The organism is Trinickia violacea, from assembly GCF_005280735.1.
GTDB lineage: Bacteria > Pseudomonadota > Gammaproteobacteria > Burkholderiales > Burkholderiaceae > Trinickia_A > Trinickia_A violacea.
The window spans coordinates 1,388,135-1,405,645 of the sequence record NZ_CP040077.1; the positions used below are offsets into that span (position 1 = coordinate 1,388,135).

At 63.2% G+C, this 17,511-nt stretch carries 16 protein-coding genes; 14 read left to right on the plus strand and 2 right to left on the minus strand.

The window, feature by feature from the left end; genetic code table 11:
* Positions 1-17 precede the first annotated feature (17 nt).
* The 5 genes from FAZ95_RS06385 to FAZ95_RS06405 all read left to right on the plus strand — a co-directional run bounded on the left by FAZ95_RS06385 (position 18) and on the right by FAZ95_RS06405 (position 6,439).
* Positions 18-1,001 carry a LysR family transcriptional regulator gene (locus FAZ95_RS06385; RefSeq protein WP_137331676.1) on the plus strand — a complete coding sequence of 328 codons (984 nt, stop codon included), beginning with the start codon at positions 18-20 and terminating at the stop codon, positions 999-1,001.
* Entirely contained in the window at positions 994-2,406 is a 1,413-nt protein-coding gene (locus FAZ95_RS06390) for an aspartate ammonia-lyase (RefSeq protein WP_137331677.1), read from the plus strand. The genes FAZ95_RS06385 and FAZ95_RS06390 overlap by 8 nt, the downstream gene beginning before the upstream one ends.
* Before the next feature lie 332 nt (positions 2,407-2,738).
* Positions 2,739-3,179, plus strand: a complete 441-nt coding sequence (locus FAZ95_RS06395; protein WP_137334443.1) for an SET domain-containing protein — start codon at positions 2,739-2,741, stop codon at positions 3,177-3,179.
* Positions 3,180-3,395: 216 nt separating this feature from the next.
* Positions 3,396-5,057 (plus strand): FAD-dependent oxidoreductase, encoded by a 1,662-nt coding sequence (locus tag FAZ95_RS06400; protein WP_137331678.1) that lies wholly within the window; start codon positions 3,396-3,398, stop codon positions 5,055-5,057.
* Positions 5,054-6,439, plus strand: coding sequence for an ATP-binding protein (locus tag FAZ95_RS06405; protein WP_137331679.1), 1,386 nt, complete (start codon positions 5,054-5,056; stop codon positions 6,437-6,439). The genes FAZ95_RS06400 and FAZ95_RS06405 overlap by 4 nt, the downstream gene beginning before the upstream one ends.
* 83 nt (positions 6,440-6,522) lie before the next feature.
* Here the strand turns inward: FAZ95_RS06405 and FAZ95_RS06410 are convergent, their stop codons facing one another.
* Positions 6,523-7,935: an ATP-binding protein gene (locus FAZ95_RS06410; protein WP_137331680.1), complete on the minus strand. Its 1,413-nt coding sequence runs from the start codon at positions 7,933-7,935 to the stop codon at positions 6,523-6,525.
* A 360-nt stretch (positions 7,936-8,295) separates the two neighbouring features.
* On the opposite strand from FAZ95_RS06410, the gene FAZ95_RS06415 reads away from it, so the two are divergent.
* Genes FAZ95_RS06415 through FAZ95_RS06445 form a run of 7 tightly spaced genes read left to right on the plus strand, consistent with a single transcriptional unit; the run spans position 8,296 to position 13,470 of the window.
* The gene (locus FAZ95_RS06415; RefSeq protein ID WP_137334444.1) at positions 8,296-9,138 is read left to right on the plus strand and encodes a dioxygenase family protein; all 843 of its coding nucleotides are present in this window, start codon (positions 8,296-8,298) and stop codon (positions 9,136-9,138) included.
* A 14-nt stretch (positions 9,139-9,152) separates the two neighbouring features.
* Positions 9,153-9,902 (plus strand): SDR family NAD(P)-dependent oxidoreductase, encoded by a 750-nt coding sequence (locus FAZ95_RS06420; protein ID WP_137331681.1) that lies wholly within the window; start codon positions 9,153-9,155, stop codon positions 9,900-9,902.
* Between the two features lie 16 nt (positions 9,903-9,918).
* On the plus strand, positions 9,919-10,797 hold the full coding sequence (locus FAZ95_RS06425; protein ID WP_137331682.1) for a beta-keto acid cleavage family enzyme: 879 nt from the start codon (positions 9,919-9,921) through the stop codon (positions 10,795-10,797).
* On the plus strand, positions 10,794-11,327 hold the full coding sequence (locus tag FAZ95_RS06430) for a gamma carbonic anhydrase family protein (protein ID WP_137331683.1): 534 nt from the start codon (positions 10,794-10,796) through the stop codon (positions 11,325-11,327). Before FAZ95_RS06425 ends, FAZ95_RS06430 begins: the two co-directional genes overlap by 4 nt.
* Before the next feature lie 13 nt (positions 11,328-11,340).
* Positions 11,341-12,318: a quinone oxidoreductase family protein gene (locus FAZ95_RS06435; protein WP_137331684.1), complete on the plus strand. Its 978-nt coding sequence runs from the start codon at positions 11,341-11,343 to the stop codon at positions 12,316-12,318.
* Complete coding sequence (locus FAZ95_RS06440; protein ID WP_137331685.1) at positions 12,315-12,665, plus strand: cupin domain-containing protein; 351 nt, start codon at positions 12,315-12,317, stop codon at positions 12,663-12,665. The genes FAZ95_RS06435 and FAZ95_RS06440 overlap by 4 nt, the downstream gene beginning before the upstream one ends.
* 43 nt (positions 12,666-12,708) lie before the next feature.
* Positions 12,709-13,470: a helix-turn-helix domain-containing protein gene (locus FAZ95_RS06445; RefSeq protein ID WP_137331686.1), complete on the plus strand. Its 762-nt coding sequence runs from the start codon at positions 12,709-12,711 to the stop codon at positions 13,468-13,470.
* A gap of 19 nt (positions 13,471-13,489) precedes the next feature.
* Here the strand turns inward: FAZ95_RS06445 and FAZ95_RS06450 are convergent, their stop codons facing one another.
* The gene (locus FAZ95_RS06450) at positions 13,490-14,566 is read right to left on the minus strand and encodes a LacI family DNA-binding transcriptional regulator (protein ID WP_137331687.1); all 1,077 of its coding nucleotides are present in this window, start codon (positions 14,564-14,566) and stop codon (positions 13,490-13,492) included.
* 413 nt (positions 14,567-14,979) lie between these two features.
* On the opposite strand from FAZ95_RS06450, the gene FAZ95_RS06455 reads away from it, so the two are divergent.
* On the plus strand, positions 14,980-15,903 hold the full coding sequence (locus FAZ95_RS06455) for a sugar ABC transporter substrate-binding protein (protein WP_254699820.1): 924 nt from the start codon (positions 14,980-14,982) through the stop codon (positions 15,901-15,903).
* A gap of 95 nt (positions 15,904-15,998) precedes the next feature.
* Positions 15,999-17,510 (plus strand): sugar ABC transporter ATP-binding protein, encoded by a 1,512-nt coding sequence (locus tag FAZ95_RS06460; protein ID WP_137331689.1) that lies wholly within the window; start codon positions 15,999-16,001, stop codon positions 17,508-17,510.
* Position 17,511 lies beyond the last annotated feature (1 nt).

Genomic DNA, 17,511 nt, shown 5'->3' on the forward strand with positions numbered 1-17,511 from the left:
TCACATGAGGACACGGCATGTCGTCGAACAAACCCATTGATATGCACGCTGTACAAGTCTTCGTCGCTGTCGCGGAAGAGGGAAGCATGTCGGCCGCAGCAACAAGGATGGGCATATCCCAGTCGGGCGTATCGCAAATCATTCGGCAGCTCGAAGACGAACTGGGCGTCGTGCTGGTCAACCGGACGACTCGACCGATGGCGCTGACGCCCTATGGCATCGCACTGAGAAACCGAGGTGCGGTGCTAAGCGAAGAGATCGCCAATCTCAAGGCGCAAGTCGTCGAAGCAGGGCGCGGTATCAAACCCGACTTGCGCATCGGATTGGTCGACTCATTCGCGTCCACGTGCGGTTCGGTTTTTACGAAAAAGCTGCTGGGAAAGGTGTCCCAGTTGTCGATTCGAACCGGGTTGAGTCCTCAACAGGGAGAAGCGCTCCTGCGCCGCGACCTGGACTTGATCGTCACGAGCGACCCGCTGATGGACGCCAATGACGTCGTCCGGTATCGGCTGTTTTCCGAGCGGTACTTTGTGATAACGCCAAAGAACCTCGGAACGCCCGTGAAAACCATCGACGATTTGAGGACATTGACCAACAGCTTGCCCATCGTCAGATTCAACCGGACCTCTCAGGTGGGCATGCAAATTGAACGGTACCTCCGGCGCATCGAGATCCGCGCGCCGATCAGGCTTGAACTGGACAACGCCGATGCTTTGACCTCGATGGTGGCGGAAGGGATCGGCTGGGCCATTACATCACCCATGTGCCTTCTTCAGGCAGTGACTCATGCGGGCAACGTTGCCACTCATGTAGTCGAGAAGTTAGAGCTGGAGCGCTCGCTGTACCTCGTAGCGCGCCGGGACGAATACAACGCTTTCTTCGACGACGCTTGCGATACGGCGCGCGAAGTGATCGAGACGTCGTTCCTACTGAGGCTGACAGCGCTCGGTGGGAACATTGCAAAACTCATTACCGTTGGCGGAAGGAATTCCCATGAATAAGCAAGCACCGGGCGAACATCGAATTGAACGTGACTATGTTGGCGAGGTCACCATTCCTGGCGACAAACTGTATGGCGTGAATACGGTTCGCGGGGTCGACAACCTCACGGTTTCACCCTTGAACATCGCCTACTACTCGGAGTTCCGAGACGCCTTCTCGCAGGTCAAATGGGCCGCGGCATTGGCCAATCGCGACAACGAGGTCATTACCAACGAACAGTGTGAGGCCATCGTTGCTGCTTGCAAGGAAGTCATCGCGGGACAGTTCGACTCCTCGTTCGTGGTCGACCTGATGGAAGGTTCGGGCGGCACATCGACCAACATGAACTTCAACGAGGTCATCGCGAATCGTGCCCAGCAAATCCTGGGGCATGCTGCCGGAAGTTACGAGATCGTTCACCCGAATGACCACGTCAACCGCTCCCAATCGACGAACGATGCCTATCCGGCGGCCTTGAAGATCGCCACGTACGCGATGCTCGGACCGCTTATCAACGAGGTCACGCAACTCGCGGCCCTTTTTGCGAGCAAAGCCACGGAGTTCGCCGACATTCTGCATCTTGGCAGGACCTGCCTGCAGGACGCCCAGCCGATGCGTCTCGGTCAGCTCTTTGGAGGCTACGCATCGCTTACTGAACGTCTGGCGGAGGAGCTTGTCGCGGTGCGCGACAAGCTCCGCACGCTTCCGCTGGGCGGCACCGCAATCGGAACTGGGTTCGGCGCTCCGGCAGGTTACCGCGAGGCCGTGTATATGCATCTCCGAAGTGTCACCGGCGTGGACTATCAGGCGCCGGCAAATCCGTTTGACGCCATGCAGAACATGGACGTGTTCTCGCGCGTCTCCGCCGAACTTCGTACCTGCGCTGTGTCTCTCGCGAAGATCGCTTCCGACCTGACCGTGCTGTCGTCAGGTCCTGTCGGCGGACTTGGGGAGCTGAGGCTGCCGGAGGCACAGGCAGGCTCTTCCATCATGCCGGGCAAGGTCAATCCGGTCCTGCCGATGGCGATGATCCAGTTGAGCTTTGCGGTCGTTGGAAACGACGTTGCCGTAGCTCAGGCGGTTCAGTACGGCGAACTGGAAATCAACCATTTCGAGCCGGTGGTTGCTTCGCGTGTCTTCGACAGCATCGCTTTGCTCACCAACGGCATTCAGCGCTTTGCCGAAAAGTGCGTGAAGGGCATCAAGGCTGATGTGGCGCGCAACGAGAAGCACCTTATGGAATCGATGGCCGTTGCGACTGCGCTTGTCCCAAAGATTGGCTATGCGCGTGTCAGCAAGCTCGCGCGACAATCTGTGGCCGAAGGGCGCTCGTTGGTCACGATTCTGGATGAGTCCGGATTGCTCTCTCCGGACGACACGATCGCGGCTATCCGCAAGGCGTCGTACCCCGTGTTTGGTGCCTGATCAGTCGCTTGCCGAGAACCGGCCCTGGGACGCTTCCGTGGCCGGTTTTCTATTGAATCAAGATGAACGACAGCATGCTAGGAAAAGACGAAGTATTGAAGCTGCTTGAAGAAAGGGAGATTCCGTTTTCGTGCGAGGAGCACGACTCGGTACTCAACATGGCAGAGATCGGGCGAGTGCGCCGTGGACTGGTTTGCGCTTCAAACGCACACGAAGTGGAATGGTGTTCATGAGGCGTGACAGCGATTTATGGCGCCGCCATCATAGCGAAGCGCCGCCCGTCCGGGCGGCATCTCCATGATCGCTGTACTCCGAGATTCCACCACACCGTCATGCGTCGCATCGTTGTTCGCAATTCTCCGGTTCACGGCCGCGGCGTGTTCGCGCTCGCCGATATTCGAACCGGTTCGTTGATCCTCGAATACAAAGGCAAGCTCGTCTCGTGGAAGGAGGCGCAAAGAGCGTATGCGCGTTCAAACGCGGAGGGCGGACACACGTTCTTCTTCGACCTGGACGATGGGCGGGTGATCGATGGCGCGCAAGGCGGAAATTCCGCCAGGTGGCTCAATCATTGTTGCGCACCGAATTGCGCGGCCGAACAAGACGGCGAACGCGTATTCATCCGAGCCATCCGTGCGATCAAGAGCGGTGGGGAGCTTTTCCTCGACTATCGGTTGCAGGTCGACGTGCCCCGCACCGCGGCGGTGAGACGCACGTATGCTTGTCGCTGCGGTTCGGTCGAGTGCCGAGGAACCATGCTGGCAGCATCGTAGACACGCAGGAACGCTTCGGGCATTGGGATTGGGATCGCTATGCCCAACTGCCCCTTTTTCAGGAACTTGAGCGTGTGCGAAGCTCCGACGTGGTAGCGCCTAAAATGGATTCAGGCGCTCTCTCAACCCGTTGATCCACGCCTTGGCCGGTCTCAGAGCGGCGCCATGCCAGATGTTTCGAAGATGTCAGGAAGTGTTTGATGAATTCGACATTCCATGGATAAGCCCGTCATCCTTGCAGTCGACGACGACCCCATCGTGTCCGGCGCGGTCGCGCGTGATTTGCAGGTCGCGTACGGCGAGCATTACCAGATCGTACGCACCGAATCAGGCAAGGCGGCGCTCGACGCCGCGCAAGAGTTGCGCCGGCTAAACCGCCCAGTCGCGCTTTTCATCGCAGACCAGCGCATGCCGCACATGAGCGGTATCGAGTTTCTCGAGCAGGCAATCGACCTGTTTCCCGAAGCCAAGCGCGTGCTGCTGACCGCCTACGCGGATACGGATGCCGCGATCCGCGCGATCAATACGGTGCACCTCGACCAGTACCTGCTCAAACCCTGGCATCCGCCGGAACAGAACTTCTATCCGGCGCTCGACGATCTGCTCGCCGACTGGCAGGCCTCCTATCGGCCCGCGTTTCAGGGTATTCGTCTGCTCGATCATCGCTGGTCGCCGCAAGGGCATCAGTTGCGCGACTTCATGGCGCGCAATCACATTCCATACCGATGGCTGGACGTGGAACGGCACGACGAGGCAGACCCGCTCCTGAACGCGCTGAGCCCCATGCAGCGGCAACTGCCGGTGGTCGTCTTCGAGGACGGCACCGTCTTGAGCCGGCCCACGACCGGTCAGATTGCCGAACAGGTGGGCCTGCGCACGCGTTCGACCACGCCGTTTTATGACCTCCTGATCGTCGGTGGCGGGCCGGCCGGGCTGGCTGCCGCCGTATATGGCGCATCTGAGGGACTTCATGTGGCGATTGTCGAATGCGATGCGCCCGGTGGCCAGGCCGGCACCAGTTCTCATATCGACAACTATCTCGGCTTTCCGGCCGGCGTGACCGGCGCGGAGTTGTCGCGCCGTGCGCTGATGCAGGCGAAGCGTTTCGGCGCCGAAATGATCCTGACGCAACAGGCGGTGGGTCTGCGCATCGACGAGCCGTACAAATTCGTCAGGCTGTCGGATGGAGCCGAAGTGAGCTGCCTTGCGCTCATGGTCGCGAGCGGCGTGTCTTATCGCAAGCTCGAGGCTCGCGGTATCGAGGAGCTGACGGGTGCGGGCGTCTATTACGGTGCCTCGGTTGTCGAGGCTGTCGCCTGCGCCAATCAGGATCTCTATGTCGTCGGCGCGGCTAATTCAGCCGGACAGGGTGCGATGTTCCTGTCGAAGTACGCACGCTCGGTGACAATCCTGTGCCGCGGTTCGTCCTTGAACCCCGACATGTCGCACTATCTGGTCAAAGAGATCAACGAGACGGAGAACATCCATCTGCGTCCCAACACCATGGTGGAGAGCGTGAGCGGTCAGGGGCACCTTGCGCAAATCACGCTGCGCGATGTCCTGACCGGACAAACAGAGTCTGTCCCCGCGACTGGCCTTTTCGTTTTCATCGGCGCCGCGCCCTGCACGGAGTGGCTGCGTGGAGTACTCGAGCGCGACGAGCATGGCTTTCTGTTGACGGGCCGCGTCGTCCTCAAGGCAAGCCGGGGGCAGGGCGGATGGTTGCCTAGGCGCGACCCGTTCCTGCTGGAAACCAGCGTTCCGGGTGTGTTTGCGGCCGGCGACGTGCGTGCCGACTCGGTCAAGCGCGTTGCGGCGGCTGTCGGGGAAGGCACGATTGCGGTGCACTTCGTCCACCAGTACTTGGCGAATCTATGAGCGACCTGGCCACCTTGTTCGAGATGCCGCTCTTCGCGGGGTTGTCCGAAGAGCGCAAGCAATGGCTGTGCGAAAACCTGATCGAGCGTCGCCTGAAGAGGGGCGACGTGTTGATTCGGGAAGGGGAGCGCGTCACCCATCAATACATCCTGCTCGAGGGCGAACTCGTGACGGAAAAAATCGTCGGTGGACGGCCCATGTTCGACGACCGGCGCAGCGCGCCGACATCCATCGCGGAAGCGTCGCTGCTCGCCGAAGTGCCGGCGCCGTTGACCTTCACCGCCGTGACGGACTGCAGATTGGTTGCGCTATCCGAAGACGCGTTTCGCATGCTGCTAAGCGAATGCCAGTCCTACAGCCGGGCCATCTACCGTTCGATGTTCGCGCGCATTAGCGCGTACGACACGTTCATTCTCACGGGCGAGAAGCTGGCCGCACTGGGCCGGCTGTCCGCTGGACTGGCGCACGAGCTGAACAATCCCGCAGCCGCCGTCGCACGCGCGACTGACCAGTTGCGCGCATCGCTCGTTGGCACTGGCGAAGCGATACACGCACTTGTTTCAAGCACGATGCCTGTCGACGTCATGGGGACGTTGAACGAGTTGGCAAGCCGCGCGATACCCGAGCAAGCGAGCCATCAAAGCCCGGTGCAGCAAAGCGAAGCGGAAGGCTTGCTTGCGGATTGGCTGGCTGGACGCGGCACCGCAAAACCGTGGCTCGTCGCACCGCATCTGGTGGCCGCGGGGATCTCGCTGGATGATCTTGCGCCGGTAGCCGCACGCGTGAGCTCCGCGCAGTTCGGCGCCGGCATCCGGTGGCTGGCGGCAAGGCTGGAACTGCGTGCTCTCGCGGACGAGGCGTGGCTCGGCGCCGCGCGTATCTCCGAGCTCGTGAAGGCCATGAAAGACTACTCGTATATGGACCAGGCGCCGCTTCAGGAGGTCGACATTCACGACGGCATCGAGGACACGCTGACGATCATGCGGTACAAGCTCAAGCATGGGGTCACGGTCAAGCGTGATTACGATCGCACGCTGCCACGAGTGCCGGTTTACGGTAGCGAACTCAATCAGGTGTGGACCAACTTGATCGACAACGCAGTTGATGCGATGTCGGGCGAGGGCGAGATCACTATTCGCACGCGCCGGGAAGGGAATCTGGCATCAGTCGAGATCGCTGATACGGGTCCTGGCATCCCGGAGGAGATCCAGGCGCAGCTATTCGATCCGTTCTTTACTACCAAACCGCCTGGCAAGGGAAGCGGCTTGGGCCTGCACATTGCTTACCGAACTGTCGTCAACCGCCACGGCGGCACGATCAATATCGTCTCGCGAGCGGGCGAATCAATATTCCAGGTGCGTCTGCCGCTGGCCATCCATTGAGCGCAGGACGACGGGCTGAATCTGGGGCAGCGCGCGTGCTTCCATCGCGCTTGCGAGAGAATTCAGACCGCGTGTCCCTCGGCTCAAGCGACACCTGTTCCCGCGCCTGCTAACGGCAGCGTCACCCGGAAGGTCGTTTCGCCGGGACGCGAGCTTGCCTGAATCGTCCCGCCATGCCGATTGACCACGATACGGTAGGCAATATGCAGACCTAGCCCCAGGCCCTGGCCCTGAACTTGACTTACCGGCTTCGACGTAAAGAAAGGCTCGAACAGGTGTGGCACCGCTTCTGGCGGGATACCCGGCCCGGTATCGGTAATCTCGACCATGGCGCAGTCTGCATTGCAGCGAGTGCGGATAGTCAAGTCGCCGTGCCCGTCCATCGCCTCGATCGCGTTCGCGATGATCCTCGTCCACACCTGATTGAGTTCGCTGCCATACACGTGCAGACGCGGCAGGCTGCGGTCGTAGTCGCGGAGGATCACGACGCCCTGCTTCAGTTCGTGCGCAAGCACCGTCAGCGTATCCTCGATGCCGTCGTGAATGTCGGTCTCCTGCAGCGGTCCCTGATCCATGTACGAGTACGCCTTCATCGCCTTCACAATGTCCGAGATTCGCTCCGCGCCGCGCTTTGCCTCGTGCATGACCGAGCGAAGCTCCAGTACCTGAGCGATCCACCAGACGCCTGCATCGACCTGTTCCGCGTTCAGGCCGGCAGCCACTTGCCCGAGCTCGCGGGACGTGATCCCGTGTGCAACAAGACACGGCGCAGTCAGCCACGGTTTCGTCACACCATGTGCAGCGAGCCAGTCGCCGAGCAGTGCTTCGGCTTCGCTTTTCCGCAGTGCGTCCACGCCGCTTGCGCCGGTTTCCGATGTCTTGTTCTTCGCCAGTGCTCTCAGCGCGTCCACGGCATCGCGCGGTATCGCGCTCGAGCCAAGCGCCAACGCCGAACTCTCAAGCGCTGAGAGTTCGCCAAGCATGTGGTCGAGCGCTCGCGCAACGGCGGAAGCCGGATTATTCAGCTCGTGGGCAAGCCCGGCCGCGAGCTTGCCCAATGCGTCCAGTTTCTCGTGAGTGCGCCCCGCCGCTTCGAGCGTGGTGAGCCAGTCGGTCATCACGCGGGTGATGACGCGGTTGAAAGGGTCGCACGACATGAGCAAATCGCGGAAGGCCGCCTCCGGAAGCTGAGCGAGCCGGCAATGGGTTGCGGCCCTGAGGGTCGCCGGATAGGGAATCGAAGCAATCACGCATGGGGTGCCTAGGATCTCCGGCGCAACAAAACGTTCGCTCGGCAGGTGTCCCTCCGCTCGTCGCGTTACCGTGACCTCTCCCTCGAGCAGAATGAAGAGACTGGAGCTCAGCTCGCCTTCGTCGAGGATTACGCTGCCTGCCTCGACGGCGAACTCCGTCAGGTTGTCGCTCAGCCATTGCAGCCGTTCCGGCGAAAGGACCGCAAGCACCGGTATCCTGCCCAGCTTGTCGAGTTCGATCATGGTTCGCTCGCCTTACGGCGACACAGTTGCGCTCCAGGAACCGCGGCCGTTTCTCGGTCGTTTCGCGCCGTCGCCGGATGCGGATCTGCCGTCGTCGACATTGATGGCGCCAGCGTGTTCTATCGTACATCGCGGCGAAAAGGCGATCGAATATTTCCCGCGGGCCCTTCCTAACCCTCGCGTTGCCTCGTACGCCGTACAACGACTAGGGTTAACGCCAAATTTCTGGACACGTAATGACGCGTATATTCAGCACGGTTATGCAAACGATTGCATAGGAGCTGAATCGTGTCCCATCTGAGCATTCCGAAAGGCGTTATCGACGACGTGGCGTCCGTCACCGAGGTCGTCAAGGCCGCCATGTCCGGCACGCAAGATTCGCGGCTGAAGGAAATCGTCGACGCGCTCGTCGATCACGGCCATGCGTTCCTGAAACAAGTGCGCTTGACGGACGAAGAGTTCGAAAAGGGCCTGGCATTCCTGAAAGACGTCGGGCAGGCGTGTAACGACAAGCACAACGAAGTGGTCCTGCTCGCCGATGCGCTGGGCTTCTCGACGCTGGTGGCGTTGCTGAACAACTCGGACGCGAGCGAGCGGACTCCGAGCGCGCTACTCGGGCCGTTCTACCGCGCTCGTTCGCCGGCCTACGAGAACGGCCAGTGCATCGCATGCGAAGGGTCGCCCGGTTCGCCGCTGTTCGTTCGTGGGCGCGTGCTCGACAAACGAGGCCACCCGGTCCCCAACGCGAAGGTCGACGTCTGGCAAGCGTCGCCGGTGGGCTTGTACGAGAACCAAGATGCCAGTCAGCCCGACATGAACCTGCGGGGTCATTTCCATACCGATGCAAGCGGCGCGTTCCGCTTCAGGAGCGTTCGTCCCGCGGGCTATCCGGTGCCGACCGATGGCCCCGTCGGTACGCTGCTCGAACTGCAGCAACGTCACCCGTACCGGCCGGCGCACCTGCATTTCGCGATCTTCGCCGAGGGCTACGCGACGCTCGTGTCCCAGGTGTTTGCAGACGATTCGGAACACCTCGAATCCGATGTCGTATTCGGCGTGAACCGCCGTCTCGTCGGGGTGTTCGAGCGTCACGAGAACGGTTCGGGGCCGCACGCGGAGTTCGGCAAGGCGTATTACACGCTCGAATTCGACTTCGTTCTGGCAGAGGGGACGCCGACGTACCCCACGCCGCCCATTCAGTAGAAAGGAGCATTCCCGTGTCCAGTACGCTGCAAGGAAAGGTGGCCGTCATTTTCGGCGGCACAGGAGGGATCGGCGCCGCAACCGCGAAACGTCTGGCCGTTGCGGGCGCGCGCGTGGTGGTCGTCGGCCAGCGCGACGAGACGAAAGCGCGGCAGATCGCCGATACCCTGCCCGGCTCGGGGCACGGCTCGGCGGTCGCTTCGATCACAGATAGCCGCAGCCTGAACGCGCTCGCTGAGCAGGTCCGCGCGCAATACGGACGCGCGGACATTCTCGTGAACGCGTCGGGTTTCACCCAGGCCGTCAAGCACGCCGATCTCGATGCGCTGACCGACGAGCTGATCGACGAGATCATGAAGGTCAACTGGCGCGGCCAGTTCGCCGCCGTCCGCGCATTTCGCGCGCTGCTGGACGAGTCGGGCGACGGTCTCGTCGTCAACGTGTCGTCCATCGCGGGCTCGACCGGCTCGGGCAGCAACATCGCGTACTGCGCGGCCAAGGCCGGACTGGACGTGATGACGGCCTCGCTCGGCCGCGCGCTCGCGCCGCGCATCCGTGTGTTGAACGTGTCGCCCGGTGTCGTCGACACGGCGTTCGTGCCGGGGCGCAGCGCCGATTTCAACGACAAGGCGGCAGCGACGACGCCGCTCGGCCGCATCGGTTCGCCCGACGACGTGGCGGCCGCGATCGAAGCGTGCGCCACGCACCTGACGTTCAGCACCGGCGTGACGATCGTCGTCGACGGCGGCCGACGCCTGAACTGAGTCTCCGGAGACCTGCATGCATTCCCGCAAGACCATCATTACCTGTGCGGTGACGGGCAACCTCACGCGCCCCGAGCAGCATCCCGGCTTGCCGATCACGCCCGAGCAGATCGCGACCGCATCGCTCGAAGCCGCGCAGGCGGGCGCCGCGGCTGTCCACATTCACGTGCGCGACCCGGAGACAGGCCGGCCCTCGATGGGCGTTGATTTGTACCGCGAAGTCATCGAACGGATCCGCGCCGTCGACGACGCGCTGATCATCAATCTCACCACGGGCCCCGGCGGGCGTTTCATACCGAGCGACAACGATCCGAAAATCGCGGCGCCGGGCACCACGCTCTTGCCGCCAGAAAAGCGCGTCGAACACATTCTCGAACTCAGGCCGGACATCTGCAGCCTGGATCTGAACACGATGAATTCCGGGGGCGACGTCGTCATCAATACGCCGAAGAACGTGACGCGCATGGCGAACGTCATTCGCGAGGCGGGCGTCAAACCTGAGCTCGAGATCTTCGATTCCGGCGACTTGCACCTGGCGCGTGATCTGATCCAAGCGGGCGTGCTCGACGGACCCGGCCTCTGGACGATCGTGATGGGCGTCAAATACGGATTCGCGGCCACGCCCGAGACCCTGCTTTATGCGCGCGACCTGCTGCCTGCGGGCGCGGTCTGGTCGGCATTCGGCATCGGCCGCTTCGAGTTTCCGATCGTGGCGCAGGCGTGGCTCGCGGGCGGTCACGTCCGCGTCGGCCTGGAAGACAACATCTATATCGAGAAGGGCGTGCTTGCCGAAAGCAATGCCGCGCTCGTCGCGCGTGCGCGCGAGATCGTCGGCCTGCTTGGCGGCGAGGTGGCCAGCAGCCGCGAAGCGCGCGGCATGCTGGGGCTGTCATGAAGATGGACGCACCCGATATTCGCATGCCGGTCGTCGAGCCGAGTGCTTATGTCGCGCGCGGTGCGGTGCTGATCGGTGACGTGACGATCGGCCGCTCGGCATCGGTCTGGTTCAACTGCGTGCTGCGCGGCGACGTGCAACGCATCGTGGTCGGCTGCCGAACGAATATTCAGGACGGCACGGTGATCCACGGTTCGACCGGCGGCTCGCCGGTGATCATCGGCGATGACGTCACGGTGGGGCACGGGGCGATCCTGCATGCGTGCACCGTGGAGGATGCAGGCTTCGTGGGTTTCGGCGCGCGGGTGCTCGACGGCGCCGTGATCCGGTCTGGCGGCATGCTTGCCGCCGGCGCCGTACTGACATCGCGCAAAGTCGTCGGCGCCGGCGAGCTGTGGGCCGGCAATCCCGCGAGACTGCTGCGCACACTGGCTCACGAGGAACGCGAGGGATTGTTGGCGTCCGCCGCTCGATACGTGGCATTGGCTGAACGTTACAAGGCAGCGAAGCCTGCCTACGTCGTCGTTTAGGAGAACGATCAGAATGAAAAACGTCCGTGTTCTGGAAAAAAGCATCGACATCGATTCGCTGGCGTTGCACATCGATACGCAATCTGTTCCACAGGTCGGGGCTGCGGAGTGTCTCGTCGAGATCGAGAGTGCAGGGGTGAACCCGAGCGACGTGAAGGCGGCGCTCGGCCTCATGCCCCATGCGGTGTGGCCGCGCACGCCCGGTCGCGATTACGCCGGCCGCGTGATCGACGGCCCCTCGCATCTGCTCGGCATGGGCGTCTGGGGCAGCGGCGGCGAGCTGGGCATCCGGCGGGACGGCACGCATGCGCGCTACCTTGCGGTGCCGACCCACAGCGTGCGCGAGAAGCCGGCCAATCTCACGATGGACGAAGCGGGCGCCGTCGGGGTGCCGTTCATCACGGCTTTCGAAGGGCTGCGGCGTGCCGGTCGCGTGAAGGAGGGCGACGTAGTGCTGGTGCTGGGCGCCAACGGCAAGGTCGGTCAAGCCGCGATCCAGCTCGCGACAATGGCGGGCGCGAAGGTGCTTGGTGTAGGACGCAGCGAGCAGCCTTACCTCGGCCATGCCAGCGGCGACGTGAAAATGATCGACGCGTCATCGGTCAACCTTGATGAAGTCGTCCTCGACATGACCGACGGTCATGGAGCGGACTACGTTTTCAATACGGTGGGCAGCCCGTATTTCGAGCGCGCCAACAAGGCAATGGCGGTTCGGGGCACGCAGATTCTCATCTCGACGATCGAGCGGCCGGTGCCGTTCGATATCTTCGCGTTCTATCGCGGGCAGCACACGTACGTCGGCATCGATTCGCTCGCACTCGACGCGAAGGAGGCCGCGCTGATTCTCGACGTGCTGATGCCGCATTTCGAGCAAGGCACGCTCAGGCCATTTCCGATCGACGACGATTTCGTGTTCGATCTCGCCGATGCAACGCTGGCCTATCAGGCGGTGTATCGCGGTGCGGCCAACCGGGTGCTGCTCAAGCCATGAACGTGACCCGCTTCGACGAGGCGCCTGAGTACTTTCCCGCGAATCACGTTCTGATGCGCTGCGTGCGGTTGCAGGGGCACGAGGCCGGGCCGGCAGAATCGCTGTGGCTTGGCGTGTCCACGCTCGAACCGGGCGGATACACGACGATGGACGCGTCTTCCGTCGAAAAGCACTACGTGGTCCTCGCGGGCGAGGTCTGCGTGGCGACCGACGACGGGGAGGTCGCCTTGCGGACGTTCGATTCGTGCCGGCTCGCGCCCGGTGAGCGCCGCGCATTGCATAACCGTTCCGGTCGGCCTGCACAACTGCTGCTGGCGATGCCTTTCGCGCGACCGGCCCCGCGTTGAGCGAGTTCATGCGGCGCGACGGCAATTCGCGGAGGCTGCGCGCGTGAGCGATCGCGCCTGCCAGGTGGCGGACCTGCAACTCGGGCCGTCTGAACGGCGCGATCTCCCGCGTGACGCGAGCGGACGGTTCTTGTATGTCGGGCGCGGCGGGATCTGGGTCGCCAGCGCACGCCGTGCGTACTGCCTGACACGCGGCAGCGGCATCTGGTTGCCGCCTTCGGCTGCGTATCGGGTCTACGCGGCCTATGAGGCGCAATGGTGCGAGTTGCGGGTGGCGCCCGCGCTGAGCGCCGGGTTCGTTCGCCCAGGTCGAGTCGAGCAGTGTTCGAGCGTGCTCGCGTCGCTGCTTTCCTCAGGTGGACGACAGGCGCTCGCGCGCTCCCCGCAGGCGGCCGTCGCGTTGCTGTTCGACGAATTGCGCGCCGCGGGAAACGGGGCGTGGGGGCTCGCCATCGACATGCCGTCGCCACGCAGCCGGGTCGCGGAACTGTGTGATGCATGGATCCTGAATCCGCGCCGTGACATGCGTCTCGACGAGGTGGCCAGTCAGGCGGGGGTCAGCATCCGCACCCTGCATCGGATCTTCGTCGGCGAGCTTGGCACGAGCGCGGGGCGATGGCGCAGACATGCGCAGATCGGCGCCGGCATGTGTGCGCTGGCCCTCGACTTTCCCGTCGCGGAAATCGCTCACGGTCTAGGTTTCACTGCGAGCGCGTTTTCAACGTTCTTCAAGGCACAGGTCGGCTGTGCCCCGCGGGAATGGTTGGCGCAGCGTCGCGCGCCAGCTCAAGAGGACCCAGCATGACCGCCCCGAAGGCGGCGGTTCAGCGCGCCTGGGCCGCTGAGCGCGAACGCGAGGTGGCTTGGCGCGGCGCGGCGGTCGATCCACGCACCATGAGTTCGGGGGGGAGCGTGATGCGCAGCGGCGCGGCGCCCGGCGTCGAGATCATGCCGAGCAGCAAGCGCGCTGCCTGCCGGCCCATCTCGTGATGCTGAATTCGCAATGTCGTAAGCGGGGGATGCAGCATGTCGACGAGCGGCATGTCGTTGTGGCCGATCAGCGAGATGTCTTTGGGACACTCGATCCGGAGCGCTGCGAACACGTCGTAGCAGCCGAGCGCGATGAGATCGTTTGCAGCCACGATCGCGGTGACGTTGCGGTGGGCCTTGAGCAACTGCTCGCACGCGACCCGGCCGGCCTCGCGCGTGAATTCTTCGGCCTCGAAGACGACGGTCGAGCTCAGGCCGTGCTGCTGCGCCGCGATCTGGAAACCCTGAAGCCGGGACAGGCCGGTGGCGAGCCGCTCCGGCCCGGACAAATGCGCGATGCACGTGTGCCCGAGCTTGACCAGATGCTCGACCGCAAGCCGCATGGAAAGGAAGTCGTCGTTGACGACTTCCGGAACCTGCCCGCCGTCCTCGCCGCGATTCACGAGCACCACGGGTACGCCGTCGCGCATGCAGCGGCGCACCAGCGGGTCGTGCCGTGACGCCGTCGCGAGCACCAGTCCGTCCACCTGGCGCTCGAGCATTTGCTCGAGCATGCGCTCCTGGTCCTTCGGCTTGCCGACGACATTGGCGATCAGCACGCCGTAGCCCTCGGCAGCCAACGCTTCCGAGATGCCGCAGACGATCGGCGGAAAGACCGGGTTTTCGATGTCGGGCAGGCAAACTCCGATCACTCTTGACTGACCGCCGCGCAGCGCGGAGGCGAGCCGGTTCTGCCGATAGCCGAGGGACTTTGCGGCCGCAAGCACTCTGCGCACCACTTCGTCGCCGATCAGGTGGCGCGTGTCCGGATTCAGAACTCTCGACACGGTGGAAGCGTTGACGGAGGCTGCGGCGGCGACTTCGCGAATGGTGACGCGGCCGGCGCCGCGCGTGTCTGGTGTATTGGCCATGGAACCCGTTGGTCGATTTCGGCCGATTATAGATGCAAAGGGTTGCTTTCGATGTCGCAGTAAAAACCCTCATGTTTTCAGGCGCTAAAACGCTTGGACATTGCGTGGCTCGCCGGTAGGATATGCACACGTTTGCATGAAGCTGGCGCGAGCCAATCGCTTGATTCGCCTCACGGTCGCGAAATGTGCGCTGCAATATGGGGTCGGAGAAAAGCATCGATTCGCGGGTAGTCATGCAAACGGTCGCATAGGAGCATCTAAACGTGCCGCGACGCTGGCGAGGCCGCTTTCGCGTCGCGGCGTCGGCAATGTGCAGGATTACGTGGAGGGAGACGAACTTGAAAGTAGAACGGATGCCATCAGGCAATAGGTCGCGGGGGCGCATCGCCATCGCGTGTGCCGTCGCGCTTGGTGTGAGTCATGCATCGAGCGCTTTCGCGGCTGGCGAGAATCTTGCCGCTTTCTACAAGAACCAGGTCGATCCGCATTTCGCGCTGGTGCACGCCGGCGTCGATGCGGAGGCGAAGCTGCTTGGCGTGTCGGTGACGCACTACGCGCCGACGCGGCCCAACGATCTCGGGGAGCAATTGAGCGAACTCGAGGATGTGAGCGTAAAGAAACCGGGCGCGGTGCTGTTCATGGGGGTGAACCCGCGCGGCGTGGTGCCCGAGATCGAGAAGCTGAACGCCATCGGCATTCCGGTCGTCAACTACAACGACCGGGTTGCGGGCGGCGCATTCGCGTCGGTGGTCGTGGCCGACGACTTCAATCTCGGCCTCGAGATCGCGCGATACCTGTTCACGAACATGGGGGGCAAGGGAAATGTCGTCATCCTCGAAGGCGTGAAGGGCTCGACCACGAGTGACGAGCGCGTGCGGGGCTTCCGCAAGGCGCTCGAAGCATTCCCGGGCATCCATCTGCTCGCCTCGCAGCCGGCGAACTATCAACGCTTGCAGGCCCTTCAGGTGACGGAGAACCTGATCCAGGCGAACCCGAAGATCGACGGCGTGCTCGCTGCGGCGGACGTGATGGCGATGGGGGCCATCGAGGCGCTGGAGGCCGCCGGCCAGAAGCAGACGAAGGTGGTCGGCATTGGCGGCGTGCCGGAGTCGGTCAAGGCGATCAAGGACGGCCGCCTGCTCGCCACCGCCGAATTCAACGGCTTCAAGATGGGCTGCATCGCGACGATGGCGGCGGTCCGAACGCTTCGCAAGGAACCCGTTCCGAAGACGATCTTGTTGAAGGGCATCGTGATCGACAAGACCAACTACGCGCCATTCGAACTTCCCGGCGACCAGCGGCAATGCCCGGCATGGGATGACGTAGCCAGCAATTGACGCGACGGCGGGCCACGCGGGGCGCATTCAGGTGCGGCGCCCCAAGGCGCCTCGCGCGTCGTGGCCGCCGCTTCGTCAGCACCGCAGAGGCGAACATGGAAACCACGACTTCGACCGAGCGCGTGCCGCGGCTCGAGTTACGCAAGATCTGCAAGAGCTTCCCCGGCGTTCGCGCACTGACCGATGTTGATCTGCAGTTGTATCCCGGCGAGGTCCACATGCTCCTCGGCGAAAACGGCGCGGGGAAATCGTCGCTGATGAAGGTGCTGTTCGGCGCTTATCGCGCCGATTCCGGCGCGTTTTTCTTCGACGGCGAGCCGATTGCGATCGACTCGCCGGCCGACGCGAAGCGGTTGGGCATCGCCGTGATCTTTCAGGAATTCTCACTAGTTCCGCATCTGTCGATCGCGCAGAACATCTATCTCGGGCGCGAACCACGCAATCGTCTTGGTCTCGTCGACCATCGCAGAATGCACGCCGACGCCTCGGCACTGCTCCGCGAACTGGGGCTCGCGTATGACACGCGGGCCCACGTAGCCGATCTCGGCGTTGCGCAGCAGCAGATGGTGGAGATCGCGAAGGCGCTGTCGCACGACGCGCGCGTGCTCGTCATGGACGAGCCGACCGCGGCCATTTCGGACCGCGAGGCCGAAGCGCTCTTTGCAGTCGTCCATCAATTGCGCGACGCCGGCGTGGCGATCGTCTACATCTCGCATCGGATGAAGGAAGTCTTTGACCTCGGCGATCGCGTGACGGTGTTGCGCGACGGACGCCTCGTGAAATCGATGCCGGCTGCCGAGACGACGGCCGAGGCACTGATCGCGCTGATGGTCGGCCGTCCGGTAGGAACCGTGTACCAACGGCGCTATTTCGGCACGCCCGGCGAAGTCGCACTCGACGTGCAGCAACTGACGACGGCGACCGGTGTGAAGGGCGTCGATCTCCAGGTCAGATGCGGCGAAATCGTCGGCCTGTCCGGACTTGTCGGTGCGGGGCGCACTGAAGTGGTCCGCGCGGTGTTCGGCGCTGATCCGGTTCAGGGCGGCCGCATCGAGATCTTCGGCGAGCCGGTGACGGGCGGGCCCGACAAAGTGGCGGCGCGCGGCGTGGGCTTGATTCCTGAAAACCGCAAGCAGGAAGGGTTGGCGCTGAACCGCTCGGTCCACGAGAACCTGCTCGCAGCGAGCCTGTGGCGGCTCTTTCCAAAAGGCTGGTATCGCGCGGAGCGGGCGCGGCGCGCAACGCAGGAACTGATCGAGACGCTGCGCATCGCCCCGGGAGATCCGGCAAAGCGCGCGCGGTTCCTGAGCGGCGGCAATCAGCAAAAGATCGTGATCGGCAAATGGCTCAGCGCCCGCTGTCGCCTCTTCATCTTCGACGAACCGACGCGCGGCATCGACATCGGCGCGAAGACGGAAATCTTCAACTTGATCGAGCGGCTGGTGGAAGAGGGGGCGGCCGTGCTGCTGATCAGTTCCGAACTCACGGAAATCGTGCACGTTTGCGACCGCGCGTATGTGATGCGCGAGGGCGCCATCTCGGGCGAACTGCCGCGCGACCGGTTGAGCGAGCAGAACATTCTTGGTTTGGCCATGCATGGAGGGTAAC